This window comes from Actinomadura kijaniata NBRC 14229, assembly GCF_001552175.1.
Taxonomy (GTDB): domain Bacteria; phylum Actinomycetota; class Actinomycetes; order Streptosporangiales; family Streptosporangiaceae; genus Spirillospora; species Spirillospora kijaniata.
Map to the genome: position 1 here is coordinate 72,902 of NZ_BCQR01000010.1, position 23,939 is coordinate 96,840.

A 23,939-nucleotide genomic window follows, 5' to 3' on the forward strand; every position below is an offset into this window, starting at 1 on the left:
ACCCCGGCGGAAGGATTCCCCGTGCCCACCGAGCTCGAAGTCACCGACGTGATCGACCCCGGCGTCTACGAGGAGATCGGCGTCCCGCACGAGCGGTTCGCCTGGCTGCGCGAGCACGACCCCGTCCACTGGCACCCCGATCCCAACGACGGCGTCCCCGGCTTCTGGGCGGTGACGCGGCACGAGGACGTCGTGCACGTCTCCCGGCACCCCGAGCTGTTCTCCTCCCACACCCGCACCGCGATGTTCGAGGAGTTCAGCCCGGACGACCTGGCCCTGTACGGGGTGATGATGCTGTTCCAGGACCCGCCGGACCACACCCGGCTGCGGTCCATGGTGAACAAGGGCTTCACGCCCCGGATGATCGGACGGCTGGAGCAGCACGTCCGGGAGATCTGCGCCGGGCTGATCGACGAGGCCGCGCCGCTCGGCGAGTGCGACTTCGTGGAGCGGTTCGCCGCCCCGCTGCCGCTCTACACGATCTGCGAGCTGCTGGGCGCGCCGCTGGAGGACCGGGAGAAGATCTTCTACTGGTCGAACAAGCTGGTGGCGTTCAACGACCCCGACTACATCGGCGACCGCAGCGAGTCCACGGCGGTGGCGGCCGAGTTCATGGAGTGGGCCTCCGCCCTGGCCAAGGACCGGCGCGACACCCCGCGCGACGACATCGTCACCAAGCTGCTGTCGGCGGACGCCGACGGCACGCGGCTCAGCGAGGAGGAGTTCCAGCTCTTCGTGCTGATGCTGTCGATCGCCGGGAACGAGACCACCCGCACCGCCACGGCCGGGGGGATGCGGACGTTCTTCGAACGGCCCGACCAGTGGGAACGGCTGCGCGCCGACCGCTCGCTGCTGCCGACGGCCGTCGAGGAGATCGTGCGGTGGGTCAGCCCGATCAACCAGTTCCGGCGCACCGCCACGGCCGACACCGAGCTCGGCGGCAAGCGGATCCGGGCCGGGGACAAGGTGGTGCTGTTCTACGCGTCGGCCAACCGGGACGAGCGGGTGTTCGAGGACCCGTTCGCGTTCGACGTCGGGCGCGACCCCAACCCCCACCTGGGGTTCGGCGGCGGCGGGCCGCACTACTGCCTGGGCACCCACCTCGCCCGCCTCAACCTGAAGATCATCTTCGACACGATCCTGGACCGGATGCCCGACATCGCGCCCGCCGGGCCGGCGCGGCGGCTGCGCTCCAACTTCGTCAACGGCCTCAAGGAACTCCCCGTCCGCTTCACGCCACCCCGGCGGTGACCGAACCCGGGCGGCGGGCCTGCCGGGAGGGCCGTTCGCCCAGCGCAGACCCGCTGCCCGGCCGGGACCGATGTGCTCTTCGAAACACTTTTGGACGTCATGCCCAATATTGAACTGTCGGGTAACGTGCGCAAGCTAAGGTCTCTCTCAACAAGGGCATCAAGGTGAGGCGGCGCCGTGCACGCCCGCCCCACCGTGACGGACAGGAGTGGCGCGTGGGCTGGGGCAGGCGTGGCTGAGGCGGTGGAGCCGGACGCGTTGGAGCCGGGCGACGGGCCCCTGCGCGTGGCCCTGCTCTCGTACCGGAGCAAGCCGCACTGTGGCGGGCAGGGCGTCTACCTGCGGCACCTGAGCCGCGAACTGGTCGACCTCGGGCACTCGGTGGAGGTGTTCTCCGGGCAGCCGTACCCGGAGCTGGACCGCGACGAGATCGTGCTGACCAAGGTCCCGAGCCTGGACCTGTACCGGGACGAGGACCCGTTCCGCACGCCGGGGCGCGAGGAGTTCCGGGACTGGATCGACGTGCTGGAGTTCGCGCACATGCGGACCGGCGGCTTCCCCGAGCCCCTGACGTTCAGCCTGCGGGCGCTGCGCGAGCTGAGGCGCCGCCGCCGCGACTTCGACGTCGTGCACGACAACCAGGTGCTCGGCCTGGGCAATCTCGGCATCACGCGGCTGGGCCTGCCGCTGGTCACCAGCATCCACCACCCGATCAGCGTGGACCGCCGCATCGAGATCGAGGCCGCGCCCGACCTCAAGGCCAAGCTCGGCAAGCGCCGCTGGTACGGGTTCGTGACGATGCAGTCGCAGGTCGCGCGGCGCATCGGCCCGGTGCTGACGGTGTCGGGCTCCTCCAAGGTCGACATCGTCAAGGACTTCAAGGTCGACCCGCACGACATCCACATCCTTCCGCTGGGCGTGGACACCCGGATCTTCCACCCGCGCGGCGAGCGCGTCCCCGGCCGGATCGTCGCGATGGCCAGCGCCGACGCGCCGATCAAGGGCGTGGACGTGCTGCTGCGCGCCGTCGCCAAGGTCGCCACCGAACGCGACGTGCACGTGGTCGTCGTCAGCCGCCCCAAGGAGGACGGCCCCACCGAACGCCTCGTGCGGGAGCTCGCGCTGGGGGACCGCGTGCGGTTCGTCAGCGGGATCTCCGACGAGGAGCTGGGCGAGCTGCTGGCCTCCGCCGAGGTCGCCGTCGTGCCGTCCCGGTACGAGGGGTTCTCGCTGCCCGCCGTCGAGCACATGGCGTCGGGCACCCCGCTGGTCGCCAGCCGCGCCGGGGCGCTGCCGGAGGTCGTCGGCGACGCCGCGATCCTGGTCGAGCCCGGCGACGTCGAGGAACTGGCCGGTGTGCTGCGCCGCCTGCACGACTCCCCCGAGGAGCGCGGCAAGGTCGGCGCGGCGGGCCTGGCCCGGGTGCAGGAGCGGTACGCGTGGCGGGCCGTGGCGCAGGCCACCGTCGGCCACTACCGCGACGCCATCACCCAGCGCCGGTATCTGCGGATGGCCGCGGGCCGGTAGGCACCACGCCGAACAACCGGGGCCTCCTCCCCCGAGGCTCCCGTACGGAAGGAGCACGACCCTGCTGACCGTGGATTTCCAGCGGTTCCGCGTCACCCCCGGAGAGCGCGTTCTCGACATGGGATGCGGCGCCGGACGGCATGCCTTCGAGCTGTACCGCCGGGGTGCGCACGTCGTGGCCTTCGACCTGGACGCCGAGGAACTGGCCGGGGTCGAGAAGATGTTCGGCGCGATGCGCCTGGAGGGCGAGGTCCCCGAGCAGGCGCACGCCGAGACGGTGCGGGGCGACGCGCTCGACCTGCCGTTCCCCGACGACCACTTCGACAAGATCGTCGCCTCGGAGGTGCTGGAGCACATCCCCGACGACATGCGCGCGATGCGCGAGCTGCTGCGCGTGCTGAAGCCGGGCGGGCAGCTCGCGGTGACCGTCCCGGCCTGGCTGCCCGAACGGGTCTGCTGGGCGCTGTCGGAGGACTACCACACCGCGCCCGGCGGCCACGTGCGGATCTACACCCGCGCCGAGCTGGAGGCCAAGCTCAAGGCCACCGGGTTCCGCGTGGACGGGCACCACCACGCGCACGGCCTGCACACGCCCTACTGGTGGATCAAGTGCGCGGTCGGCGTGAACAACGACGGCAACCCGCTCGCCAAGGCCTACCACCAGGTCCTGGTGTGGGACATCATGAAGCGGCCCCTGGCCACCCGCCTGGCGGAGAAGGCGCTGAACCCGGTCCTCGGCAAGAGCGTGGTCGTGTACTTCACCAAGCCCGCGCGGCGCGACGCTCCCTCCACCAAGGAGAAAGTGGATGCGGTCTGAGGTCGCGCCCCCCGCCGTCGAAGGCATCCTGACCTCCGCCGACATCGTCGCCACCGCGCAGAGCATCGTCCGCCAGCAGGAGGGGTCCGGGGCGATCCCCTGGTTCTCCCCCATCGACGACGTCCCCGGCCACGTCGACGCCTGGAACCACGTCGAGGCCGCGATGGCGCTCACCGTCGCGGGCCTCGGCGACCACGCCCGCCGCGCCTACGAGTGGCTGGCGGGCGTCCAGCGCCCCGACGGGTCCTGGCCCGCCAAGTGGGTGCTCGGCGAGGTCACCGAGCCGGGCGGCGAGTCCAACCACGCCGCCTACGTCGCCGTCGGCGTCTGGCACGAACTGCTGATGACCGGCGACGAGGACTTCGCGCGCCGCATGTGGCCGGTGGTCCACAAGGCCGTCGAGTTCACCCTCGGCCTCCAGACCCGGCGCGGCGAGATCCTGTGGATCCGGCACGAGAACGGCGAGGCCGCCGACCACGCCCTGCTGACCGGCTGCTCCTCGATCTACCAGTCGCTGCGCTGCGCGGTGGCCCTCGCCGACCGGCTGGGCCACCCCCAGCCGGACTGGGAGCTGGCGGCCGACCAGCTCGGCCACGTGGTGGCCGAGCACCCGGAGGCGTTCGCCGACAAGAGCCGCTGGTCGATGGACTGGTACTACCCGATCCTCGCGGGCCCGGTCCGCGGCGGGGCGGCCGAGCGGCGGTTCGCCGCGCAGTGGGACACCTTCGTGGTGGACGGCCTGGGCTGCCGCTGCGTCTCGGACCAGCCTTGGGTCACCGCCGCCGAGAGCTGCGAGCTCGTCATGGCCCTGGACGCGGCGGGCCGCCGCGACCGCGCCCTGGAGCTGTTCCGCACGATCCAGCACCTGCGCCACGAGGACGGCTCGTACTGGACGGGGTGGCAGTTCGAGCACGGCAGGCACTTCCCCGGCGACCGTTCCACGTACACGGCGGCGGCGGTGATCCTGGCCGCGGACGTGCTGGAGGGCGCCTCCCCGGGCGCGAAGATCTTCAAGGAGATCGCCGACCACCCGCTGGGCCCGTCGAAGGCGGCCGACCCGACGGCGTGCGGCTGCGCCCTGGTGAGCGTGGCCAACCCGGTCCGCACCCGCCTCTGAACGACACGAGGCTCTGAACGACGACGGCCCCGCCCACCCGGGCGGGGCCTCCCCTCCGCGTCAGCTCAGGGGGTCGCCGTCGTTGACGCGTTCCAGGACGCGGAGGGAGCCGACGACGCGGCGTTCCTCGAAGGCGCCGCTGTCCACCGCGCGCAGGTAGATCTGCTCGTAGGGGGCCTGGCCGCCGTCGGCCGGGTCGGGGAAGACGTCGTGGACGACCAGGGCGCCGCCCACGGCCACCCAACGCGCCCAGCCCTCGTAGTCGGCGCGGGCGTGTTCCGCCGCGTGGCCGCCGTCGATGAACAGCAGGGACAGGGACGTGTTCCAGAAGCGCGCCACCGTGCGGGACGCGCCCACGATCGCCACCACGTGGTCCTCCAGGCCCGCCGCGGCGATGTTCCTCCGGAACACCGGCAGGGTGTCCATGCGGCCCGTCAGCGGGTCCACCAGGGACGGGTCGTGGTGCTCCCAGCCCGCCTGGTTCTCCTCCGAGCCGTGGTGGTGGTCCACGGTCACCACGGTCGCGCCGGTGTGGCGGGCGGCGGTGCCGAGGTAGATGGCCGACTTGCCGCAGTAGGTGCCCACCTCCAGCAGCGGGCCGAGGTCGCGGGCGGCGTACTCCAGGGCCGTGTCGTACAGCGCCAGGCCCTCGTCCTCGGGCATGAAGCCCTTGGCGGCGCGGGCGGCGCGCAGCATGTCGGCGGGCATCGGGAGCTTCGCCGCGCCGTCCGTCAGGGTGTCAGTCATCTCTCGCCTCCGCCGCGCACTTTATCCGGATCTTCGAACGGGATTCGACTCTTGCCGCCCAATACTGGAACGTGTTCTACTTTCGGGGTGGGCGCACGCGCCGGGCCCGCCGCACGGGTCGAACCGAACCTGGTTCGGTAGGTTGGTCCGCACCGCACGCCCATCGGGAAGTGAACGGAGAAGGCGATGAAGGTAAGCGTCGACCCCCTGGTCTGCGAGGCCAACGCCGTGTGCGTCGGCATCGCCCCCGAGGTCTTCGACCTCACCGACGACGACGAGTTGGAGATCCTCCTGCCGGAGGTGCCCGCCGACCAGGCGGACAAGGTCCGGCACGCCGTGCGGTCCTGTCCCAAGGCCGCGCTGACGCTGGAGGAGTAGCGCCCGCCTCGCCCCCCGTCAGGTCACACCCACCCCCCAGGGGCGCCGCGTCCGGCGCCCGTCCCTCGATGTGGAGGCAGCCATGGCACGTGCCGCGGTCCTGCATGCGGTCGGCGACACCGAACTCGACCTGCGCGACGACGTCACCGCCGTCGATCCGGGTCCCGACCAGGTCAAGGTGAAGATCAAGGCGACCGGGGTCTGCCATTCGGACCTGTCGACCATGTCCGGGGTCCTGCCCTCGGTGCCCCCGGCGGTGATCGGCCACGAGGGCGCCGGCGTGGTGGCGGAGGTCGGCGACCGCGTCCCCAACGTCCAGGTGGGCGACCACGTGGTCATCAACTGGACACCCGACTGCGGGACCTGCCCCGAGTGCCTGCGCGGCGAGCCGTACCTGTGCATGGGGTTCATCGGGGCGGCGTTCAGCGACCCGAGGTTCCGGATCGGCGGCGACACCCCGGCGTTCGGGATGGCCGGGGTCGGCACGTGGGCCGAGGAGGTCACGCTGCCGTACCAGGGCGTCATCAAGGTCGCCGAGGACGTGCCGTTCGAGTACGCGGCGCTGCTGGGCTGCGGCATCCCGACCGGCGTCGGCGCGGCCGTCAACACCGCGAAGGTGCGGCCGGGCTCGAAGGTCGCGGTGGTCGGCGCGGGCGGCGTGGGCCTGTCGGTCATCCAGGGGGCCCGCATCGCCGGCGCGGCCACGATCCTGGCCGTCGACCCGAACGAGGCCAAGCACCCCCTCGCCAAGCAGTTCGGCGCCACCCACACCGCGACGCTGGACGACCTGGAGGAGACCAAGGGGCTGCTCACCCTCGGCCAGGGCTTCGACCACGTCTTCGAGGTCGTCGGGAAGTCCGCGGCGATCACCACCGCCTGGGGCATCACCCGGCGCGGCGGCGACGTGATCGTGGTGGGGGCGGGCGCGGCCGACGACAACTGGGAGATGAGCGCGTTCTCGCTGCTGTTCGAGGGCAAGAACGTCAAGGCCTCGCTGTACGGCGGCTGCGACCTCAAGCGGGACGTGCCGATGTTCGTGGACCTGTGGCGGGCCGGACGGCTGGACATCGACGGCCTGATCAGCCGCCGGATCCGGTTCGAGGACCTCAACGACGCCGTGCGGGCCCTGCACCAGGGCGACGTGATCCGGCAGGTCGTGCTGTTCGACTGACGAGAAAAGCGCACGTCGGAACGGGTTCCGGGGCATGACCGGAACCCGTTTTCCGTGCGGTCGAGCTGAGATTCTCCGGACGGGGCGCACCAAATGATCGCCGCGCGTGTCATCCTTCTGCTGTCGAGACCCAGGTGAAGCCAGCGAAGCCAGCATGGAGGGTGGGTGGCACACACCGGCGAGGCGGGACGGCTCCCGCTGACGGCCCGCGCGATCGCCGCGGCGTTCGCGCTCTGCGCGCCGCTGGCCGTCGTCCCCGCGGCGGCGGCGGACACCACCGCCCCGGCGCGCCTGATCCGCGACGTCCAGGGCCGGGGCCACCTGTCCCCGGTGAACGGGCGGACGGTCGCGCGCGTCCCCGGCGTCGTCACCGCCGTCACCGGCAACGGCTTCTGGATGCAGGACCCGCGCCCCGACCGCGACGACGCCACCTCCGAGGGCGTCTTCGTCTTCACCCGCACCCGCCCGACCGCCGCGGTCGGCGACGCGGTCCGGGTGGACGGCCGGGTCAGCGAGTTCCGGTCCGGCGGCCCCGCCTCGCCGCACCTCGGCCGCACCGAGATCGACGCCACGGCCACGCTGGTCGAGGCGCGCGGCGTCCCCGTCCCGCCGCCGGTCGTGCTCGGCCCCGCCGGGCGCCGCGCCCCGTCCGCCGTCGTGGACGCCGACCACGCCGGTCCCGGCCAGATCGACGTCGAGACCAGGGGCCGGTTCGTCCCCGGGCGCGACGCCATCGACTTCTACGAGTCCCTGGAGGGGATGCGCGTCCGCGTCGAGGACGCCGTCGCGGTGGGACCGTCCCGGGCCGGCGAGGTCCCGGTGCTGCCCGCCGACGGCCGGGGCGCGGGCGAGCGCACCGGGCGCGGCGGCCTGCTGCTGCGCGCCGACGACCCCAACCCCGAGCGCGTCGTCCTCGACGACGCGCTGGCCCCGCTGCCCGCCATGAACGTCGGCGACCGGCTGCCCGGCGCCAACGACGGCGTGCTCGACTACGGCTACGGCGCCTTCAAGCTGCTGCTCACCGCCACCCCGCGCCGCCGCGACGGCGGCCTGCCGCGCGAGACGACCCGCCCGCAGCGCGACGGGGAGCTGGCGGTGGCGACCGTCGACATGAACGGGCTGAGCCCCGACGCCCCCGCCGCCCGGTTCCGGGCGCTGGCCGCGGACGTCGTGGACGGCCTGCGCAACCCCGACCTGATCGCCGTGACCGGCCTCCAGGACAACAGCGGCGCCGCCGACGACGGCACCGTCGCCGCCGACCAGACCGTCGCCGAGCTCGTCACCGCGATCAGCGCGGCGGGCGGCCCCGCCTACGACTGGCGGTCGGTCTCCCCGCGCGACAACGCCGACGGCGGCGTGCGCGGCGGCAACGTCCGGGCCGGGTTCCTGTTCCGCACCGACCGGGGCCTGGGCTTCGTGGACCGCTCCGCCACCGGCGCGCCCGCCGACCCCACCGTGGGCGTGTCCGCCGGAACGGACCCCGCGCTGACGCCCGTCCGCGCCGTCCCCGGCCCGGCGGACGGCGGGGGCCCCGGGAAGGTCGCCCTGTCGTCGAGCCCCGGCCGGGTCGCGCCCGCCGACCCCGCCTGGAGCGCCGCCCGCAAGCCGGTCGCGGGCGAGGTGACCTGGCGGGGCCGCCGCATCGTCGTCATCGCCAACCACTGGTTCGCCAGCGGAGACGACCAGCCGCTGTTCGGCCGCCACCAGCCGCCGCTGCGGCCCAGCGAGTGGCGGCGCGACGCGCAGGCCCGCGTGGTCGCGGGGTTCGTGCGGTCGCTGCGCGCCGTGGACCGCGACGCCGACGTCATCGTCGCCGGGGACCTCAACGAGCGCGAGTTCGCCGCCCCGCTCCGGACCCTCACCGACGGCACCGGCCTGCGCGGGCTCCCGTCCCGGACGCCCGCGAAGGACCGCTACACCACCGTCGTCGACGGCAACTCCCAGATGTCGGAGCACATCCTGCTCAGCCCGTCGCTGGGCGAGCGCCGCCACGAGTACGAGATCGTGCACCGCAACGCCGAGTTCGCCGACCGCGCGGGCGACCACGACCCCACGATCGTGCGGATCGACCTGTCGCCGGAGAAGCCGCGCGAGAAGACGGCGAAGAAGAGGTGAGAACCGCGATGGCCGGCGAGCGCTGCCCAGTGCCGCCGGCCATCGCGCGATGTCTCATTATCGTGCCAACCGCCGGATTCGCTACACCTATCCGACCGATCGGTCCGGGCCGCCCACGACGAGCCTGGTCGGAAGGGCCGCGGCGCGCGGCGACCCGCCGTCGATCCGCGCCTCCGGCGGCCCGACCGGCCCCGGCTGAACCGCTCCCACGGCTGGCGGCCCGCGGTCGACCGCGGGCCGGTGGTGGCCGCCGGAGAGACGAACACCGCGATCCGGAGGGTCGGCCGGCAGCCGATCCGAGCCGCCGGAGGCGTCCAGCGGCCCGGTGACCGTGGCGGTCCCGCGGCGGCCCGGTGGGTGGCGGGTCATCCGCCTCGCGGCTCGTCGACCAGCGGCATGGGAAAGTCAGGGCCCTCGAACGGGCGCTCCCACGGCCCGGCGAGGACGGACGCGACCGGCTGGGGCCGGGTCCCGGTGCGGAGGACGGTGTTCTCTCCGCTGGTCGTGCGGGGGTACACACCGCGGCGGGCCTCCGACAGACTCGGGGGGCCGGTCTCCCGTGAGAACGGCAGGGGTGCTTTCATCGACGACGGTCTGCCCGCGCGTGCCGCCGGGCGTCTCAGGGAGGTCATGTGAACGAGGCGGTCGTGGCGTTCCGGGAGGCGTACGGGACGGAGCCGGAGGGGGTGTGGGCCGCTCCGGGACGGGTCAACCTGATCGGCGAGCACACCGACTACAACGACGGGTTCGTGCTGCCGTTCGCGCTGGAGCAGACGGTGACGGTGGCCGCCGCGCCCTGGGCGGGGGCGCCGGACGGGGCGCTGGAGGTCTCCTCGCTGCGCGCGCCCGGGGAGCGGATCGGCGTTCCGCCGGACGCGGAGCCGGGCTCGGTGCCGGGCTGGGCCGCCTACCCGGCGGGGATGCTGTGGGCGCTGCGGGACGCCGGGCACAAGGTCGGCGCGGCGCGGCTGGTGGTCGGCTCCGACCTGCCCGACGGCGCGGGGCTGTCGTCGTCGGCGGCGCTGGAGTGCGCGACCGCGCTGGCGCTGACCGGGCTGGCCGGGATCGCGCTGCCGGGCGCGGAGCTGGCCCGGCTCGCCCAGCGCGCCGAGAACGTCTTCGTCGGCATGCCGTGCGGCATCCTCGACCAGAGCGCGTCGCTGCTGAGCACCGCCGGGCACCTGCTGCTGCTGGACACCCGCGACCTGGGGGTGCGGCAGGTGCCGTTCGCGGCCGACGGCCTGGAACTGCTGCTGGTCGACACCCGCGTCAAGCACAGCCTCGTGGACGGCGAGTACGCCGCGCGCCGCGCCTCCTGCGAGGAGGCCGCGCGGCGGCTCGGGGTGCGGGCGCTGCGGGACGCCGGCGACCTGTCGGCCCTCACCGACCCGGTGCTGCTGCGCCGGGCCCGGCACGTGGTCGGCGAGAACGCCCGCGTCGAGCGGGTCGTCGCGCTGCTGGAGGAGGGCCGCGCCGCCGAGATCGGCCCGCTGCTGACCGCCTCGCACGTCTCGCTGCGCGACGACTTCGAGGTGAGCTGCCCCGAGCTGGACGCGGCCGTGGCGGCGGCGCTGGCGGCGGGCGCGCTGGGCGCGCGGATGACCGGCGGCGGCTTCGGCGGCTCGGTCATCGCGCTGGTCCCGGCGGACGCGGTCGCCGAGGTGGCCGCCGCGGTCGCGCTGGCGTTCGCCGAACGCGGCTGGGCCGAGCCGCACTGCCGCACCGTCACCCCGTCGGCGGGGGCGCGGCGGGTGCGGTGACGCCCCTGGCCGCCGGTCCGCATCTGACGGCGGCGACAGGGGCACCTCGCGGTCCGGTGATAGACCGAGCGCCATCGCGGAGGTACGTTCCGCTCATGACCAAAGGTGGATGCAGTTGCGGACACGGCGGCGGTTGCTCTTGCCCGAAGGGCTGCTCCTGCGGGTGCAACGGGTGACCCGACCCGCCCCGCCGTCCGTCAGGACGGCTCGGTGAACACCTCCGGATAGACGAACAGGCCGGGCGAGCCGCCGGTGTGCCAGAACACGACGGTCTCGTCCGCGCCGATCTCCCCGGCACGGACCATGCCCACCAGCCCGGCGGCGGCCTTGCCCGAGTAGACCGGGTCCAGCAGCAGGCCCTCGGTGCGCGCGAACAGCCGGACGGCCTCGGTCATCGCGGCGGTCGGCAGCCCGTACCCGGCCCCGAACCAGTCGTCGCGCACCCGGTGGTCCCCGGTCGGCCGGGCCATGCCGACCAGGTCGGCGGTCTCCTCCACCAGCGCCTCCAGCGTCGCGGAGGTGACGTCGGCGGGCTCGTACACGCAGATCGCCTCGACCCGCGCCGGCAGCCCGGCGTGGGCCAGCCCGACCACGAGCCCGGCGGAGGTCCCGGCGGTGCTGGTGGCCGCGACGACCCGGTCCACGCGGCCGGGGCCGCCCGGGGCCGCGAGCTGGCCGGCCAGCTCCAGGGCGGCGCCCACGTAGCCGAGGGCGCCGGTCGCGTTGGAGCCGCCCGGCGGGATGACGCAGGCGGGGCCGATCTCCTCCAGGGCCTTCACGGTCTCGTCGATGCCGTCGACGATCCGGACGTTCGCGCCGAGCAGGTGGTCGAGCAGGACGTTGCCGGAGGTCTCGTACAGGGCGTCGTCGCGGGGGACCGACCGTGACAGCAGCAGCTCGCAGCGCAGGCCGAGACGGGCGCAGGCGGCGGCGGTCTGCCGGGCGTGGTTGGACTGCACCGCCCCGAACGTGACGACCGTCCCGTGCCCCTCGGCGAGCGCCCGCCCGAGCAGGAACTCCAGCTTGCGGGTCTTGTTGCCGCCGATGGCCAGCCCCGTGCAGTCGTCCCGCTTGATCCAGATCTCGGGTCCGCCGAGCGCCGCCGAGAGCCGCTCGGCCCGTTCCAGCGGGGTGGGCCAGTGCCCGAGCACGGCCCGGGGAAAGCGCGCGAGAAGGTCGGTCATGGCCCCCATTGTGCCCGCGTGGCCCGCCGCCGCCTCAGGCCGGGCGGTCCGTGACCTCGGCCGCGCCCCGGTGGACCAGGCTCCTGACCCGCACCGTCACGCCGTCCCACGCCGGGGCCCCGGTCACGGACGTGGACACCCCGGCCCCGCCCGCCTCGACCCGCGTCCCCGGCGGGACGACGATCCGCACCGTGGACCGGTGGGCCAGCACCCACACCGTGACGCGGGCGGGCAGGTCGGCGTCGCGCAGGTCCAGCAGGCAGCCGCCCTTGTGGGCCATGACGGCGAGGGTCTCCGGGCAGCGCCACCGCCCGGTGCGGCGGACCTCGCTCCGGTAGGCGACCTGGAGGCGTCCGGACACGCCCGGCTCCGGCGTCCAGACGGTGCGGCGCGCGGGCAGGTCGGCGGCGATGCGGTCCAGGTCGTCGTGGGTGCGGGCGGACAGCGCCCGCCCGATGCGCTCGTCCAGCTCGGGCTCGTCGAGGCGGCCTTCGGCGTAGGCCCGGTGCAGCCGTACCAGCAGCGCGTCCCGGTCGAGGTCGGAGGCGCGCGGGGCGGGGCGCTGGTCGACGCTCATCGGCATCCTCTCCTTCGGTCGCCCCTCCAGCTTCGACCCTTCCGTTACTGGAAGGTCAAGCGCGGCCCGCGCGGGATCCGGTTCGACGCGGCGTTCGAGGGCGTCCCCGGAGCGCCTGCGCGCCGCGCCCGGGATGATCCATTACTCTCGCGGCAACGGTGATCTTCTGGGGGAGGAGGCCGCCGATGCATGCCGTCGCAGGCCACGAGCACGGCCCGTACACGCTGTACGACCTGGACGCGCTGCCCGACGAGGGCGACCGGTACGAGCTGGCCGACGGCTGGCTGACCGAGCTGCCCGGCGACCTGTGGCACGACAACGCCGCCGAGCAGCTGCGCAGGATCCTCAAGGAGGCGGCCCGGCAGGCCGACGCCGACGTCCATGTGGCGGGCGCGCCGCAGCACGTCACGACCCCGGCCGGGATCCGGCGGCCCGACGTGTTCGTGGTGCCGCGCGACATGGCGCGGATGGCGCTGGAGCGCCGCACCCACACCTACTACGGCCCGGACCTGATGCTGGTCGCCGAGGTGGTGACGCCGCGCACCGACAACGAGCGCACCGACCGCGTCCACAAGGTCGCCGAGTACGCCGCCCTCGGCATCCCGCACTACTGGATCGTCGACCTGGAGCCGCGCCCGCTGGTGACCATGCTGGAACTGGACGGCGCGGCCTACCGGACTGTCCGCCGCGCGAAGTCGGGCGAGCCGGTCGAGACGCCCGCGCCGTTCCCGATCGTCTTCGACCCGTCGCGGCTGTCGGAGATGGAGTGAATGGCCGGATCCTTGCGGACCTTGGCGATCAGGCCACTCGTCGCCCGGGTCGCGCGGCGGCACGCTGGGGGCCATGACGACGATGCGAGCCATCAGCCAGGACGTCCTCGGCGGACCCGAGGTCCTGAGGGAGATCGAACTGCCCCGCCCGGAACCGGGACCGGCCGAGGTCCTGGTCCGTGTCCACGCGGCCGGGGTGAACCCGACCGACTGGAAGCACCGCGCGACCGGCGGGCTGCTGGGCGAACCGCCGTTCGTGCTGGGCTGGGACGTGTCCGGCGTGGTGGAGGCGGTCGGTCTCGGCGTGACCCTCCACAAGCCGGGCGACGAGGTGTTCGGGATGCTGCCCTACCCCGGCGGGCACGGCGCGTACGCCGAGTACGTGACCGCCCCGTCGCGGTGCTTCGCGCCCAAGCCCGCGAACCTCGACCACGTGCGGGCCGCCGCGCTGCCGCTGGCGGCGCTGACGGCGTGGCAGACGCTGGTCGACACCGCGGACGTCCAGCCGGGCCAGCGCGTCCTGGTCCACGCCGCCGCCGGTGGCGTCGGCCATCTGGCGGTCCAGATCGCCAAGGCACGCGGCGCGTACGTGCTGGGCACCGCGCGCGCCGCCAAGCACGACTTCCTGCGCTCGCTCGGCGTGGACGAGCCGATCGACTACACGACGACCGACTTCGCCGAGACGGTGCGGGACGTGGACGTCGTGGTGGAGGCGATCGGCGGCGACTACGGCCCGCGCTCCCTGCGGACGCTGCGCGAGGGCGGCGTGCTGGTGTCGCTGGCGCTCAGCAGGCTCGCCGACTTCGACCCCGGTGACGCGCGCGCCGAGACGCTCCTCGTCGAGGCCGACCACCACGCCCTCACCCGGATCGCGAAGCTGGCGGAGGAGGGACGCCTGCGCGCCGAGATCGACACGGTCCTGCCCCTGGCGGAGGCGGCGAAGGCCCACGAGAGGGGCGAGTCCGACCGAAGCCGGGGAAAGATCGTCCTGACCGCATAACCCGGCCCCGCACGCGAGCGCGTCCGGAGGCTGAGGCAGGGGGCTGAAGCCGAAGGCGAGACCCCCTGCGGAAGATCGCGAAGCGATGCAGCGCTCGCCCGCGTAGTGGTCAGTCCCGGAGCCCCCAGGGCGGAGGGACTGGGCCGTGGAGCCGTTGAGCACTGAGATGCAGCGCTCGCCCGCGTAGTGGTCAGTCCCGGAGCCCCCAGGGCGGAGGGACTGGGCCGTGGAGCCGATGAACACAGCCGAGAATCCGCCTACGACGCGACGGCCGACCCGTTTTCCGGTGAGGAGGAAGGGTCGGCCGTCACGCCGCCGTATGCCCGGTGGCGGGCGCGCGATCCCCCGATGCGCCACCCGCCCGTTCCAGGCCGCCCGGTCCGCGGTCGGCGCGGATCCCCGTGGAGGCATCCCCGCGACACCTCCGTCACCGCGCCCGTGAGCCCACCCGTGGGCACGCCGGACCGGGCGACAGGAACTCTGCCGTACGCCGATCAGCATCCGATCAACAATCGATCAACGCGCCGGTAGGCTCGCTCCCGTGCTGTTGCTGACGACGCTTGACGCCTGGCGGGCCCAGGAAGGTCCGAGGTTCGTCCTCGGGGAGGCCGGGGCGGTGTGGGCCGGCGGGGACGACGCCGACGTGCTGGCGCTGGCCGACGCCGAGTTCCCCGAGGGGCAGGTCCTCGCGGTGGACCCCGGGCCGGACGCGGGGCTGCGCGGGGTGGTGGACCGGACGGGGGCGGAGGTCCGTTACCTGCGGCGCGCCCCGCACGGCGGGCACGTGGCGGTGCTGGAGCAGCCCGCGACGGCGCGGGCCCTGGACATGCTCCCCCACCCCGAGGGCGGCTGGTTCCGCGAGACGTGGCGGACGGGCCGGACGTTCACCCCCGACGGCTATCCCGGCGAGCGCAGCAGCGCCACCGGCATCTACTTCCTGCTGCCGCCCGGCGAGGAGTCGATCTGGCACGTGGTGCGCTCGGACGAGGTGTGGCTGTGGCACCGGGGCGGGCCGCTGTCGCTGGTCCTCGGCGGCGACGGCGAGCGGCCCGGCGGGGCGACGACGGTCACGGTGGGGCCGGACGTGGAGCACGGCCAGGTCCCCCAGGCCCTCGTCCCGGCGGGCGTCTGGCAGTCCGCCCGGCCCGCCGGGGACCGGGAGGTCCTGGTGAGCTGCGTGGTCTCCCCCGGTTTCGACTTCGCCGACTTCCGGGCGCTCTAGGGGCCCGGTCAGGACGCGGCGAGCGCCTCGGTCGGGGCCAGCCGCGCCGCCCGCACCGCCGGGTACAGGCCCGCGAGCGCGCCCACCAGCAGCGTCGCGCCCAGCGCCCCGGCCAGCGCCGGGAGCGGCAGCGCGAACGGCCAGCCGCGCGCCAGCGCGTACCCGGCGGTGGCCAGGGCGCCCAGCAGCAGGCCCGCGACGCCGCCGAGGGTTGACAGCAGCAGCGACTCGGTGAGGAACTGGGCGCGGACCAGCCCCCGGGTCGCGCCCAGGGCGCGGCGCAGGCCGATCTCGCGGCGGCGTTCCAGCACCGACACCACCATGGTGTTGGCGATGCCGACACCGCCGACCAGCAACGCGACCGCGCCGAGCCCCAGCAGCAGGCCGTCCAGGGTGCCCGCGGCGGCGGCGCGGGCGGCCAGCGCGTCGGAGGGGCGCGACACCGCGACGTCGCTCGGGCGCTCGGGGTTCAGCGCGCGGGGCAGCAGGGCCCGCACGGCCGGGACCGCCGTGTCGGGGGCCTGCCCGTAGACGGTGGTCGGGCGGCCGTCGTACCCCAGGTGGGCGCGCGCGGCCGGAACGCCGACGAGCGCCGCGCGGTCGATCTCGGGGGCCAGCGGCAGCGGCGCGAGGACGCCGACCACGGTGAACCAGCGGTCCCCCACGTGGACGCGGACGCCGGGGCCGGTGATCCCGAGACGGTCGGCGGCCACCGCGCCCAGGACGACGGCCGGGTGGCGGGCGGTGGCGTCGTTCAGCCAGGCCCCGGCGCGCACCCCGCCCCGCAGGGTGCGCAGCAGTCCCAGGTCGGCGGCCTGCACGGTGAGGCCGCCGGTCTCGACGCGGGGGATGCGGTCGGTGCGGCGGACCGTGGCGTCCAGCTCGCCGGTCGCGCTCGCCGACGCCACCCCGTCCACGCGGGCGGTCAGGGCGACGGCGCGTTCGGGCAGCCGCGGTTCGCCGCCGCCGATGCTCTCCCCCGGCTGCACGCGCAGCAGCCCGGTGCCCAGGGCGTCCAGGCGGCGCAGCAGGTCGGCCTGCCCGGACGCGGCGATGCCCAGCATCGCGACCATGGTGGCGATCCCGATCGCGACACCGAGCGCCGACAACGCGGCCCGCGCGGGCCGGGCCCGCAACCCGGCCGCCCCCAGCCGGGCCATGTCAGCCGAACGCAGGCGCATCACAACCCCCTCCCGCCAATGACGGCCACGCCGTCGCGGACGTGGGCGCGGCGCGGACCGGCCGTCCGGCCGCAGGCCCGATCGGTCGGGCGCGAGCTCAACGCGACCCCCTCGCCGGCGGCGATCACGCTGTCGAAGGCGTGGACGCGACGTGGTTCGGTCGTGCGGTGGTGGGGCCGATCGGTCGGGTGCGGGGTCAACGTGTTCCCCTCTCGTCCTTGACTATTGCGCCGTCGCGGACGTGGACGCGGCGGGGGCAGCGGGCGGCGACCGCGCGGTCGTGGGTGATGACGACGACGGTGGTGCCGGCCGCGTTCAGGTCGCCGAGCAGGGACAGCACCTCCTCGCCGGAGGCCGAGTCGAGGTTGCCGGTGGGCTCGTCGGCCAGCAGCAGCGGCGGGTCGCCGACGACGGCGCGGGCGACCGCGACGCGCTGGCGTTCGCCGCCCGACAGTCGCCCGGGGCGGTGGCCCAGGCGGTGGCCGAGGCCGACGCGTTCCAGGGCGGCGGCGGCGCGGGCGCGGCGCTCGCGGCGGGGACGCCCGGCGTACAGCAGGCCGTCGGCGACGTTGTCGAGGGCCGAGGCGCGCGGGTCCAGGTGGAACTGCTGGAACACGAACCCGATGCCGGTCGCGCGCAGCCGCGCCAGCCGCTGGTCCGGCAGCCGCCCCACGTCGTGCCCGGCCACGCGGACCGTGCCGGACGAGGGCCGGTCCAGTGTGCCGACCAGGTGCAGCAGCGTGGACTTGCCCGAGCCGGACGGGCCGACGACGCCGACCAGCTCGCCGGGCGCGACGGTCAGGTCCACGCCGCGCAGGGCGTGCACGCCGCCGGGGTGGTGCTTGGTGACGCCGAGGAGTTCGATCACTGGGCGGGCACCCCCACCCGGGTGCCCTCGGTCAGGCCGGTGCCGGAGACCTCCACGCGGTCGCCGCCGTAGGCCCCGGTCCGCACGGGGATCCGGCGGCGGGAGCCGTCCGCCGCGACGACCTCCACGCCGTAGCCGCCGCCCCGCAGGGCTAGCAGCGCCTCGACCGGGACGGTGAGCACGTCGCGGCGGCGTTCCCGTTCCAGGGTGACGGTGACCGGCGCCTGGTCGAGCCCGCCGGTGTCCTTTCCCCCGGTCAGCTCGATCTCGACGTCCACCGTCGGCTCCTGCTGCCCGTCGCCGCGCGCCTTCTCGGCGGTGCCGCCCACCCGGACGACCCGGCCGGGCCTCGTCCCGCCGCCCGGCAGTTCGACGGTCACCCTGGTGTTCGCGCGGGCCAGGGCCCGGTCCGACACCTTCAGGTCCACGTGGACGACCGGCCGGGTGCCGGTCAGCGTGAGCAGGGGGCGGCCCGCCGCGACCCGGTCGCCCACGGCCGCCCCGACGGCGGTGACCCGGACCGGGGACGGCAGGAACACCGCCTGCGCGGCGTCCACCGTCCCGGTCTCCGGCAGTCCCGCGTCGTCCTGCCAGTCCCGCACGGCGCGGGCCGTCGCCGGGGTGAAGCGCCGGTCCACGGTCAGCGCGGAGCCGTGGCCGAGGGCGCGCAGCGCGCGTTCGAGCTGGGTCACGTCGGGCCCGTCGGCTCCCTCGGCGAGCGTGCGGTACAGCGGCAGCGTCCCGTGCAGGAGCACCACCGGCCGCCGGTCCACCCGGTACAGGACGTCGCCCTGGCGCAGCACCCGGCCCGCCCGGGGCACGGCGGTGACGACGCCGGACGTCCCGGCGGCGACCTTCCGCTCCCCGGCGAACGTCAGCGTCCCGTCCACCGCCTTGGTGTCCACCAGATCGCCGCGCGTGACCGGGGCCGTCGCACCGGACGGCCGGGCGGGGCCGCGCTCGGGTCCGTCGCCGGTGGCGGCGACGGCCGCGGCCCCGGCCGCCGCGAGCGCCGCCACGGCGACCCCGGCGACCAGGAGGCGGTTCACTTCCGCCCCTCCCCCAGGATGTTGTCGCACTTCGCGTACGCCTGCTCCCATTTGCGCGGGTTGCGCAGGTGGATGTCCGGCGGCGCGTTGTCGGGCATGTCGTAGCCGTTGGACCGCATGCACCTGGCGAACCGCGCGAACCGGTCCTTGGTCGCGGGGTCGTTCATGTCGATCGTCTTGCCCGGCGGTTCGAGGCCCGCGCACGCCCTGCGCGCCCTCTCCGGGATCTCCAGCCCGCCCGCCGGGATCTTCTTCGGGTCGTCGGGCATGTTCACGCCGTGCTCGCGCAGGCAGCGGGCGTGCTTCAGCTGGGCCGCGTCGGACGGCGTGGACGGCGTGGCGGCGGGCTCGGAACCTCCGCCGCAGGCCGCCGCCGCGAGCAGCGGCACGGCGAGCAGGAACGACAGTCGTCTCACGGGAACTCCTTCTGGGCATGGTGAGGACACCGCACGGCGGAGGAGGGCCGGGCGGGAACGGATCAGCGGATCAGGGGCAGCCGACCAGCGGCGGGACGCGGGGCGGCGGGGCCGGGTCCGCCACCAGCAGGGCCTTTCCGGGCTCGGTCAGCCAGCCGTCGTGGACGCGCCAGGTTCCCGGCACGCTCGGGCGCGAGCCCTTCTCCGGCACGGCGAACACCCCGACGGTCACGCCGCGCTTCCGCAGCATCGCGGTGACCTGGTCCACCGTGCGGCCGATGAACGCCCGGCACGCCAGCGGCTCGCCCGGCGTGCTCAGCCGCGCGAAGCCCCGGTGCCGCTCGCCCGGCCGCGCCCGGCGGCCCAGCGAGATCATGGCGGGCCCCTGGTACTCCGGCCCCTTGTAGGCGCGGTAGTCCACCGGGATCCGCACGCCGATCACGCAGCGGTCGGCGGTGGCGCAGGCTCCCGGGCGCGCGATGGGGACGATCGCGTCGGGGCGGCGGGACCGCTCCTGGTCGGGCACGCCGTTCAGCCGGGGGTCGTACGGGGTGAAGATCATCCCTTCCATGCTCGGGGAGACCGGCTGGACGCTCAGGCCGATGTCCAGGCCCCGGGCGCGCAGTTGCGCGGCGTAGCGCTCGGGCGCGGCGAAGGCGTCCTTCACCGTCACGATGTAGAAGCCGCCCTCCCGGCGGATGTCGAGCGCGGCGGCCGGGCGGGGGCCGAGGGCGGGGCCGAGCGGCAGCAGCCAGCCCGCCAGCACGGCGGCGGCGGCGAGCGCGACGGTCAGCGGGACGGTGAGCCGCCACCGGTCCCGGCGCGGGCGGGCGGCCGGGCGGGGCCGCGCGGTGATCTCGTCGAGCAGCTCCCGCGACCCGTCCCCCGCCGGCGGCACCGCGTGCGCGGGCTCGGCGCACCTGACGATCTCTTCCAGGCTCATCGGAGCGCTCCCTCCGCCAGGGCGACCGCGCGGGCGCCGTACCGTTCCACGTCCACGCCCTCGTCGGCGAGCGCGCGGGCGAACCGTTTGCGGGCGCGGTGCAGCCGGACCCGGACGGTCGCGGCGCGGCGGCCCAGCACCGTCGCGGCCTGCTCGGGGGTCAGGCCCTCCCAGCCGGTCAGCGACAGCAGTTCCCGATCCTCGTCCGACAGCCGGGCGAACGCGGCGCGGATCTCGGTGGCGGCGCCGTGCCGTTCGGGCGCGGCCTCGGCGAACTCGGCGCGCAGCCGCGTCAGCAGCAGCTCGCGGCGGGCCGCGCCGCGCCGGTGGTTGGCCAGCACGCGCCGCGCGACGCCGTACAGCCACAGCCTCGCCTCGTCACCGTCCGGCACGTCGTCCAGCCGCCGCCAGGCGACCAGGAAGGTCTCGCCGAGGACGTCCACGGCGTCGTCGGACGACGTGGTGCGACGCAGCGCGTATCGCGCGACCGCCTCATGATGGGCCGCGTACAGGGCCTCGAAGCGCGCGCGGTCCCCCGACGCCTGGTCCACGCCGTCTCCCTTCGTCCGGTCATCACAGCAGATGTCCGGACGAAGGGAGGCGTTACAGGGGGGCGCGGAGGTTTCTCAGTCGCCGCCGAACGCGGCGTCGAACGCGCCCTCCGGCGGGGTGATCGCGTTGAGGCCGCGCACATACTCCAGGGCCTGGGGCGCGCCCTGGAGGCGGTCCATGCCCGCGTCCTCCCACTCCACGGAGATCGGGCCGTCGTAGCCGATGGCGTTCAGCGCGCGGAAGCAGTCCTCCCAGGGCACGTCGCCGCGCCCGGTGGACACGAAGTCCCAGGACCGCCGCAGGTCGCCCCACGGCAGGTGGGACGACAGCCGTCCCCGGCGGCCGTCGCGGGCGCGCAGCCGGGTGTCCTTGCAGTCCACGTGGTAGATCCGGTCGCGGAAGTCGTACAGGAAGTTCACCGGGTCCACGTCCTGCCACATCATGTGGGAGGGGTCCCAGTTCAGGCCGAACGCGGGCCGGTGCCCGACCGCCTCCAGCGCGCGGACCGTCGTCCAGTGGTCGTAGGCGATCTCGCTGGGGTGCACCTCGTGCGCGAAGCGGACGCCGACCTCGTCGAACACGTCGAGGATCGGGTTCCAGCGGTCGGCGAAGTCGGCGTAGCCGCGCTCGACCATCGCGGCCGGGACCGGCGGGAACATCGCCACCAGATGCCAGATCGCCGAGCCGGTGAACCCGACGACGGTGTCCACGCCGAGCCGGGCGGCGGCGCGGGCGGTGGCCTTCATCTCCTCGGCCGCGCGCCGGCGGACGCCCTCGGGCTCCCCGTCGCCCCAGACGCGGGCGGGCAGGATCGCCTGGTGGCGCTCGTCGATCGGGTCGTCGCAGACGGCCTGCCCGACGAGGTGGTTGGAGATCGTCCAGACCTTCAGGTCGTGCTTGGCCAGGGTCTCCAGCCTGCGCGGGACGTAGGAGTCGTCCTCCACCGCCGCCCGCACGTCGAAGTGGTCGCCCCAGCAGGCGATCTCCAGCCCGTCGTAGCCCCAGCCGGAGGCCAGCCGGCAGACCTCCTCGAACGGCAGGTCCGCCCACTGCCCGGTGAACAGGGTGATCGGTCGGGTCATCGGCCGTCTCCTCCAGATCCCTCGACGGTCGTCCACGCGCCGCTGTCCGCGCTGGTCTCGACGGCCGCCAGCACCCGCTGCACCTGGAGGCCGTCGGCGAACGACGGCGCGGGGTCGGTGCCCCCGGCGATGGCGGTGAGCAGGTCGGCGGCCTGGTGGGTGAAGGTGTGCTCGTAGCCGAGCAGATGGCCGGGCGGCCACCACGCCCCCGCGTAGGGGTGGTCCGGCTCGGTCACCAGGACGCGGCGGAACCCGGCGGTGGCCGGGTCCTCGGCCGCGTCGTGGAAGGAGAGCTCGTTCAGCGACTCCAGGTCGAACGCCAGGCTCCCCCTCGACCCGTTGACCTCCAGCCGCAGCGCGTTCTTGCGGCCGGTCGCGAAGCGGGTCGCCTCGAACGACGCCAGCGCTCCCCCGTCGGTGCGGGCCAGGAACAGCGCCGCGTCGTCCACGGTCACCCGCGCCGTCCCGCCCTCCGGCAGCGGACGTTCGGGCACGAAGGTGCCCGTCACCGCCGAGACGCCGACGAGCCGCTGCCCGGTGACGTACTGCGCGAGGTCCACGATGTGCGCGCCGAGGTCGCCGAGCGCGCCCGACCCGGCGCGTTCGCGGTCGCTGCGCCAGGTGAACGGCGCGTCCGGGTCGGCCAGCCAGTCCTGGAGGTACTGGGCGCGCACGTGCCGGATCTCGCCGATCCGGCCCTCGGCGACCAGCCGCCGGGCCAGCGCCGCGGCGGGCACGCGCCGGTAGTTGAACCCGACCATCGCCCGCACGCCGTGCTCGCGCGCGCGGTCGGCCGCCGCCGCCATCGCGGCGGCCTCGGCGACGGAGTTGGCGAGGGGCTTCTCGCACAGCACGTGCTTGCCCGCCTCCAGCGCCGCCACGGCGATCTCGGCGTGGGTGTCGCCGGGGGTGCAGACGTCGATGAGCTGGACGTCGTCGCGTTCCAGCAGGCGCTTCCAGTCCGACTCGGCCGACGCCCAGCCGAGCGTGCGGGCCGCCGCCGCGGCGCGTTCGGCGGAACGGCCCGCCACGGCGGCCATCACGGGCGTCAGCGGCGGTGCGAAGAACGCCCCGACGCTGCGCCACGCCTGCGAGTGCGCACGCCCCATGAAGGCGTGGCCGACCATTCCGACCCCGATGGCACCGCTCACGACTCGAACCCGATCGGCAGGTAGCTGTCCACGTTCTGGCGGGTGACCGTCTCGGACGCCAGCGTGATCGACTGCGGGGCCTGGAGCTCCACCAGGTCGGTCATGCCGCGCCCCTGCGCCACCAGCCGGGCGACCTTGACGGCGGAGGCGGCCATGGAGGGGCTGTAGGTGACGGTGGCCTCCAGCAGGCCGCCCGCCTTGATCTCGCGCATGGCGTTGGCGGATCCGGCGCCGCCGACCATGAAGAACTCCTTGCGGCCCGCCTGCTTGATCGCGGCGAGCACGCCCACGCCCTGGTCGTCGTCGTGGTTCCACAGGGCGTCGATCTTCTTGTGGGCCTGGAGCAGGTTGGCGGCGACCTGGTTGCCGGTCTCGACGGTGAACTTGGCGTCCTGCTTGGCCGTCACCGAGAACCCGTGGGTCTTCAGCGCGTCGGCGAAGCCCTTGCTGCGCTCCTGGGTGAGCGGCAGCGTCGCGATGCCCTGGATCTCGACGATGACGGGCTTGGCGACGCCCTTCTCCTTCAGGCGGCGGCCGACGTAGTGCCCGGCGGCCACGCCCATGCCGTAGTTGTCGCCGCCGATCCAGGTCCGGTAGGAGAGCTTGTCGGGGAAGATGCGGTCGAGGTTGACCACGGGGATGCCCGCGTCCATGGCCTTGCGGGCGACCTGGTTGAGCTGCTGGCCGTCGTTGGGCAGCAGCACCAGCGCGTTGACCTTCGCCGAGATCAGCGACTCGACGGCCGAGATCTGCTGGTTGATGTCGTTGGTGGGCTCGACGGCCCGGAACGTGACGTCGGAGTAGCGCTTGGCCTGGGCCTGGGCGTTCTTGGTGATGGCGGCGATCCAGCCGTGGTCGGCGGCGGGCGCCGAGAACCCGATGGTGACGGGGCGGCCCGGCTTCTCGTTGTCGCCGCCCCCGGCCGCGGACTGGGCGGCCGGGGCGTCGTCGGCGGGGTCGTTGCCGGTACAGGCGGTGGCGAGGGCTCCGGCGGCGACGGCCGCGCCGCCGAACAGCACGCCTCTTCTCGATGGGATGGGCATGGTGGTCCTCCTGCGGGG

General features: G+C 74.6%; 23 protein-coding genes. 11 read left to right on the forward strand and 12 right to left on the reverse strand.

The genetic code is table 11. From position 1 onward, the window contains the following. Window positions 1-21: 21 nt before the first annotated feature. The 4 genes from AKI01S_RS04440 to AKI01S_RS04455 all read left to right on the forward strand — a co-directional run bounded on the left by AKI01S_RS04440 (window position 22) and on the right by AKI01S_RS04455 (window position 4,712). On the forward strand, window positions 22-1,251 hold the full coding sequence (locus AKI01S_RS04440) for a cytochrome P450 (RefSeq protein ID WP_067812444.1): 1,230 nt from the start codon (window positions 22-24) through the stop codon (window positions 1,249-1,251). Between the two features lie 231 nt (window positions 1,252-1,482). Continuing rightward, on the forward strand, window positions 1,483-2,778 hold the full coding sequence (locus tag AKI01S_RS04445; protein WP_245681470.1) for a glycosyltransferase family 4 protein: 1,296 nt from the start codon (window positions 1,483-1,485) through the stop codon (window positions 2,776-2,778). 61 nt (window positions 2,779-2,839) lie between these two features. Then, the gene (locus tag AKI01S_RS04450; protein WP_174567349.1) at window positions 2,840-3,595 is read left to right on the forward strand and encodes a class I SAM-dependent methyltransferase; all 756 of its coding nucleotides are present in this window, start codon (window positions 2,840-2,842) and stop codon (window positions 3,593-3,595) included. After that, window positions 3,585-4,712 (forward strand): prenyltransferase/squalene oxidase repeat-containing protein, encoded by a 1,128-nt coding sequence (locus AKI01S_RS04455; protein WP_067812446.1) that lies wholly within the window; start codon window positions 3,585-3,587, stop codon window positions 4,710-4,712. The genes AKI01S_RS04450 and AKI01S_RS04455 overlap by 11 nt, the downstream gene beginning before the upstream one ends. 60 nt (window positions 4,713-4,772) lie before the next feature. On the opposite strand, the gene AKI01S_RS04460 is transcribed toward AKI01S_RS04455, so the two are convergent. Then, on the reverse strand, window positions 4,773-5,459 hold the full coding sequence (locus AKI01S_RS04460) for a class I SAM-dependent methyltransferase (protein ID WP_067812447.1): 687 nt from the start codon (window positions 5,457-5,459) through the stop codon (window positions 4,773-4,775). Between the two features lie 186 nt (window positions 5,460-5,645). Here AKI01S_RS04460 and AKI01S_RS04465 point away from each other — a divergent pair, with 186 nt between their 5' ends. From AKI01S_RS04465 to galK, 4 genes are all read left to right on the forward strand, one after another. Beyond that, window positions 5,646-5,837 carry a ferredoxin gene (locus tag AKI01S_RS04465; protein ID WP_067812448.1) on the forward strand — a complete coding sequence of 64 codons (192 nt, stop codon included), beginning with the start codon at window positions 5,646-5,648 and terminating at the stop codon, window positions 5,835-5,837. An 82-nt stretch (window positions 5,838-5,919) separates the two neighbouring features. Continuing rightward, window positions 5,920-7,008 carry an alcohol dehydrogenase catalytic domain-containing protein gene (locus AKI01S_RS04470; protein WP_067812449.1) on the forward strand — a complete coding sequence of 363 codons (1,089 nt, stop codon included), beginning with the start codon at window positions 5,920-5,922 and terminating at the stop codon, window positions 7,006-7,008. A gap of 165 nt (window positions 7,009-7,173) precedes the next feature. After that, window positions 7,174-9,123, forward strand: a complete 1,950-nt coding sequence (locus AKI01S_RS04475; protein WP_245681473.1) for a DUF8508 domain-containing protein — start codon at window positions 7,174-7,176, stop codon at window positions 9,121-9,123. Window positions 9,124-9,755: 632 nt separating this feature from the next. After that, window positions 9,756-10,883: a galactokinase gene (gene galK / locus AKI01S_RS04485; RefSeq protein ID WP_067812451.1), complete on the forward strand. Its 1,128-nt coding sequence runs from the start codon at window positions 9,756-9,758 to the stop codon at window positions 10,881-10,883. A 197-nt stretch (window positions 10,884-11,080) separates the two neighbouring features. Here the strand turns inward: galK and AKI01S_RS04490 are convergent, their stop codons facing one another. Together AKI01S_RS04490 and AKI01S_RS04495 are read right to left on the reverse strand one after the other, a co-directional pair. Beyond that, a complete protein-coding gene (locus AKI01S_RS04490; RefSeq protein ID WP_157419657.1) occupies window positions 11,081-12,067 on the reverse strand; it encodes a D-cysteine desulfhydrase family protein in 987 nt (328 codons plus the stop codon). Window positions 12,068-12,101: 34 nt separating this feature from the next. Next, complete coding sequence (locus AKI01S_RS04495) at window positions 12,102-12,644, reverse strand: DUF1707 SHOCT-like domain-containing protein (protein ID WP_067812485.1); 543 nt, start codon at window positions 12,642-12,644, stop codon at window positions 12,102-12,104. 185 nt (window positions 12,645-12,829) lie between these two features. Here AKI01S_RS04495 and AKI01S_RS04500 point away from each other — a divergent pair, with 185 nt between their 5' ends. The 3 genes from AKI01S_RS04500 to AKI01S_RS04510 all read left to right on the forward strand — a co-directional run bounded on the left by AKI01S_RS04500 (window position 12,830) and on the right by AKI01S_RS04510 (window position 15,636). Next, window positions 12,830-13,414, forward strand: coding sequence for a Uma2 family endonuclease (locus AKI01S_RS04500; protein ID WP_067812453.1), 585 nt, complete (start codon window positions 12,830-12,832; stop codon window positions 13,412-13,414). Window positions 13,415-13,496: 82 nt separating this feature from the next. Beyond that, window positions 13,497-14,414, forward strand: a complete 918-nt coding sequence (locus AKI01S_RS04505) for an NADP-dependent oxidoreductase (protein WP_157419660.1) — start codon at window positions 13,497-13,499, stop codon at window positions 14,412-14,414. Window positions 14,415-14,955: 541 nt separating this feature from the next. Continuing rightward, window positions 14,956-15,636, forward strand: a complete 681-nt coding sequence (locus AKI01S_RS04510; RefSeq protein WP_369688701.1) for a cupin domain-containing protein — start codon at window positions 14,956-14,958, stop codon at window positions 15,634-15,636. Between the two features lie 8 nt (window positions 15,637-15,644). On the opposite strand, the gene AKI01S_RS04515 is transcribed toward AKI01S_RS04510, so the two are convergent. The 9 genes from AKI01S_RS04515 to AKI01S_RS04555 form a co-directional block, all read right to left on the reverse strand. Then, window positions 15,645-16,817 (reverse strand): ABC transporter permease, encoded by a 1,173-nt coding sequence (locus AKI01S_RS04515; protein WP_067812455.1) that lies wholly within the window; start codon window positions 16,815-16,817, stop codon window positions 15,645-15,647. 196 nt (window positions 16,818-17,013) lie between these two features. Further along, entirely contained in the window at window positions 17,014-17,685 is a 672-nt protein-coding gene (locus tag AKI01S_RS52475; RefSeq protein WP_067812456.1) for an ABC transporter ATP-binding protein, read from the reverse strand. Then, window positions 17,682-18,734 carry an efflux RND transporter periplasmic adaptor subunit gene (locus AKI01S_RS52480; protein ID WP_245681471.1) on the reverse strand — a complete coding sequence of 351 codons (1,053 nt, stop codon included), beginning with the start codon at window positions 18,732-18,734 and terminating at the stop codon, window positions 17,682-17,684. Before AKI01S_RS52480 ends, AKI01S_RS52475 begins: the two co-directional genes overlap by 4 nt. Then, entirely contained in the window at window positions 18,731-19,150 is a 420-nt protein-coding gene (locus tag AKI01S_RS04530) for a hypothetical protein (protein WP_067812458.1), read from the reverse strand. The genes AKI01S_RS52480 and AKI01S_RS04530 overlap by 4 nt, the downstream gene beginning before the upstream one ends. A gap of 70 nt (window positions 19,151-19,220) precedes the next feature. Continuing rightward, complete coding sequence (locus tag AKI01S_RS04535; protein ID WP_067812459.1) at window positions 19,221-20,093, reverse strand: hypothetical protein; 873 nt, start codon at window positions 20,091-20,093, stop codon at window positions 19,221-19,223. Then, on the reverse strand, window positions 20,090-20,644 hold the full coding sequence (locus tag AKI01S_RS04540; RefSeq protein ID WP_067812460.1) for an RNA polymerase sigma factor: 555 nt from the start codon (window positions 20,642-20,644) through the stop codon (window positions 20,090-20,092). Before AKI01S_RS04540 ends, AKI01S_RS04535 begins: the two co-directional genes overlap by 4 nt. 75 nt (window positions 20,645-20,719) lie before the next feature. After that, entirely contained in the window at window positions 20,720-21,727 is a 1,008-nt protein-coding gene (locus AKI01S_RS04545; protein ID WP_067812461.1) for a sugar phosphate isomerase/epimerase family protein, read from the reverse strand. Then, window positions 21,724-22,878 (reverse strand): Gfo/Idh/MocA family protein, encoded by a 1,155-nt coding sequence (locus AKI01S_RS04550; protein WP_067812462.1) that lies wholly within the window; start codon window positions 22,876-22,878, stop codon window positions 21,724-21,726. The genes AKI01S_RS04545 and AKI01S_RS04550 overlap by 4 nt, the downstream gene beginning before the upstream one ends. Beyond that, window positions 22,875-23,921 (reverse strand): ABC transporter substrate-binding protein, encoded by a 1,047-nt coding sequence (locus AKI01S_RS04555; RefSeq protein WP_067812463.1) that lies wholly within the window; start codon window positions 23,919-23,921, stop codon window positions 22,875-22,877. The genes AKI01S_RS04550 and AKI01S_RS04555 overlap by 4 nt, the downstream gene beginning before the upstream one ends. Between the last annotated feature and the right edge of the window lie 18 nt (window positions 23,922-23,939).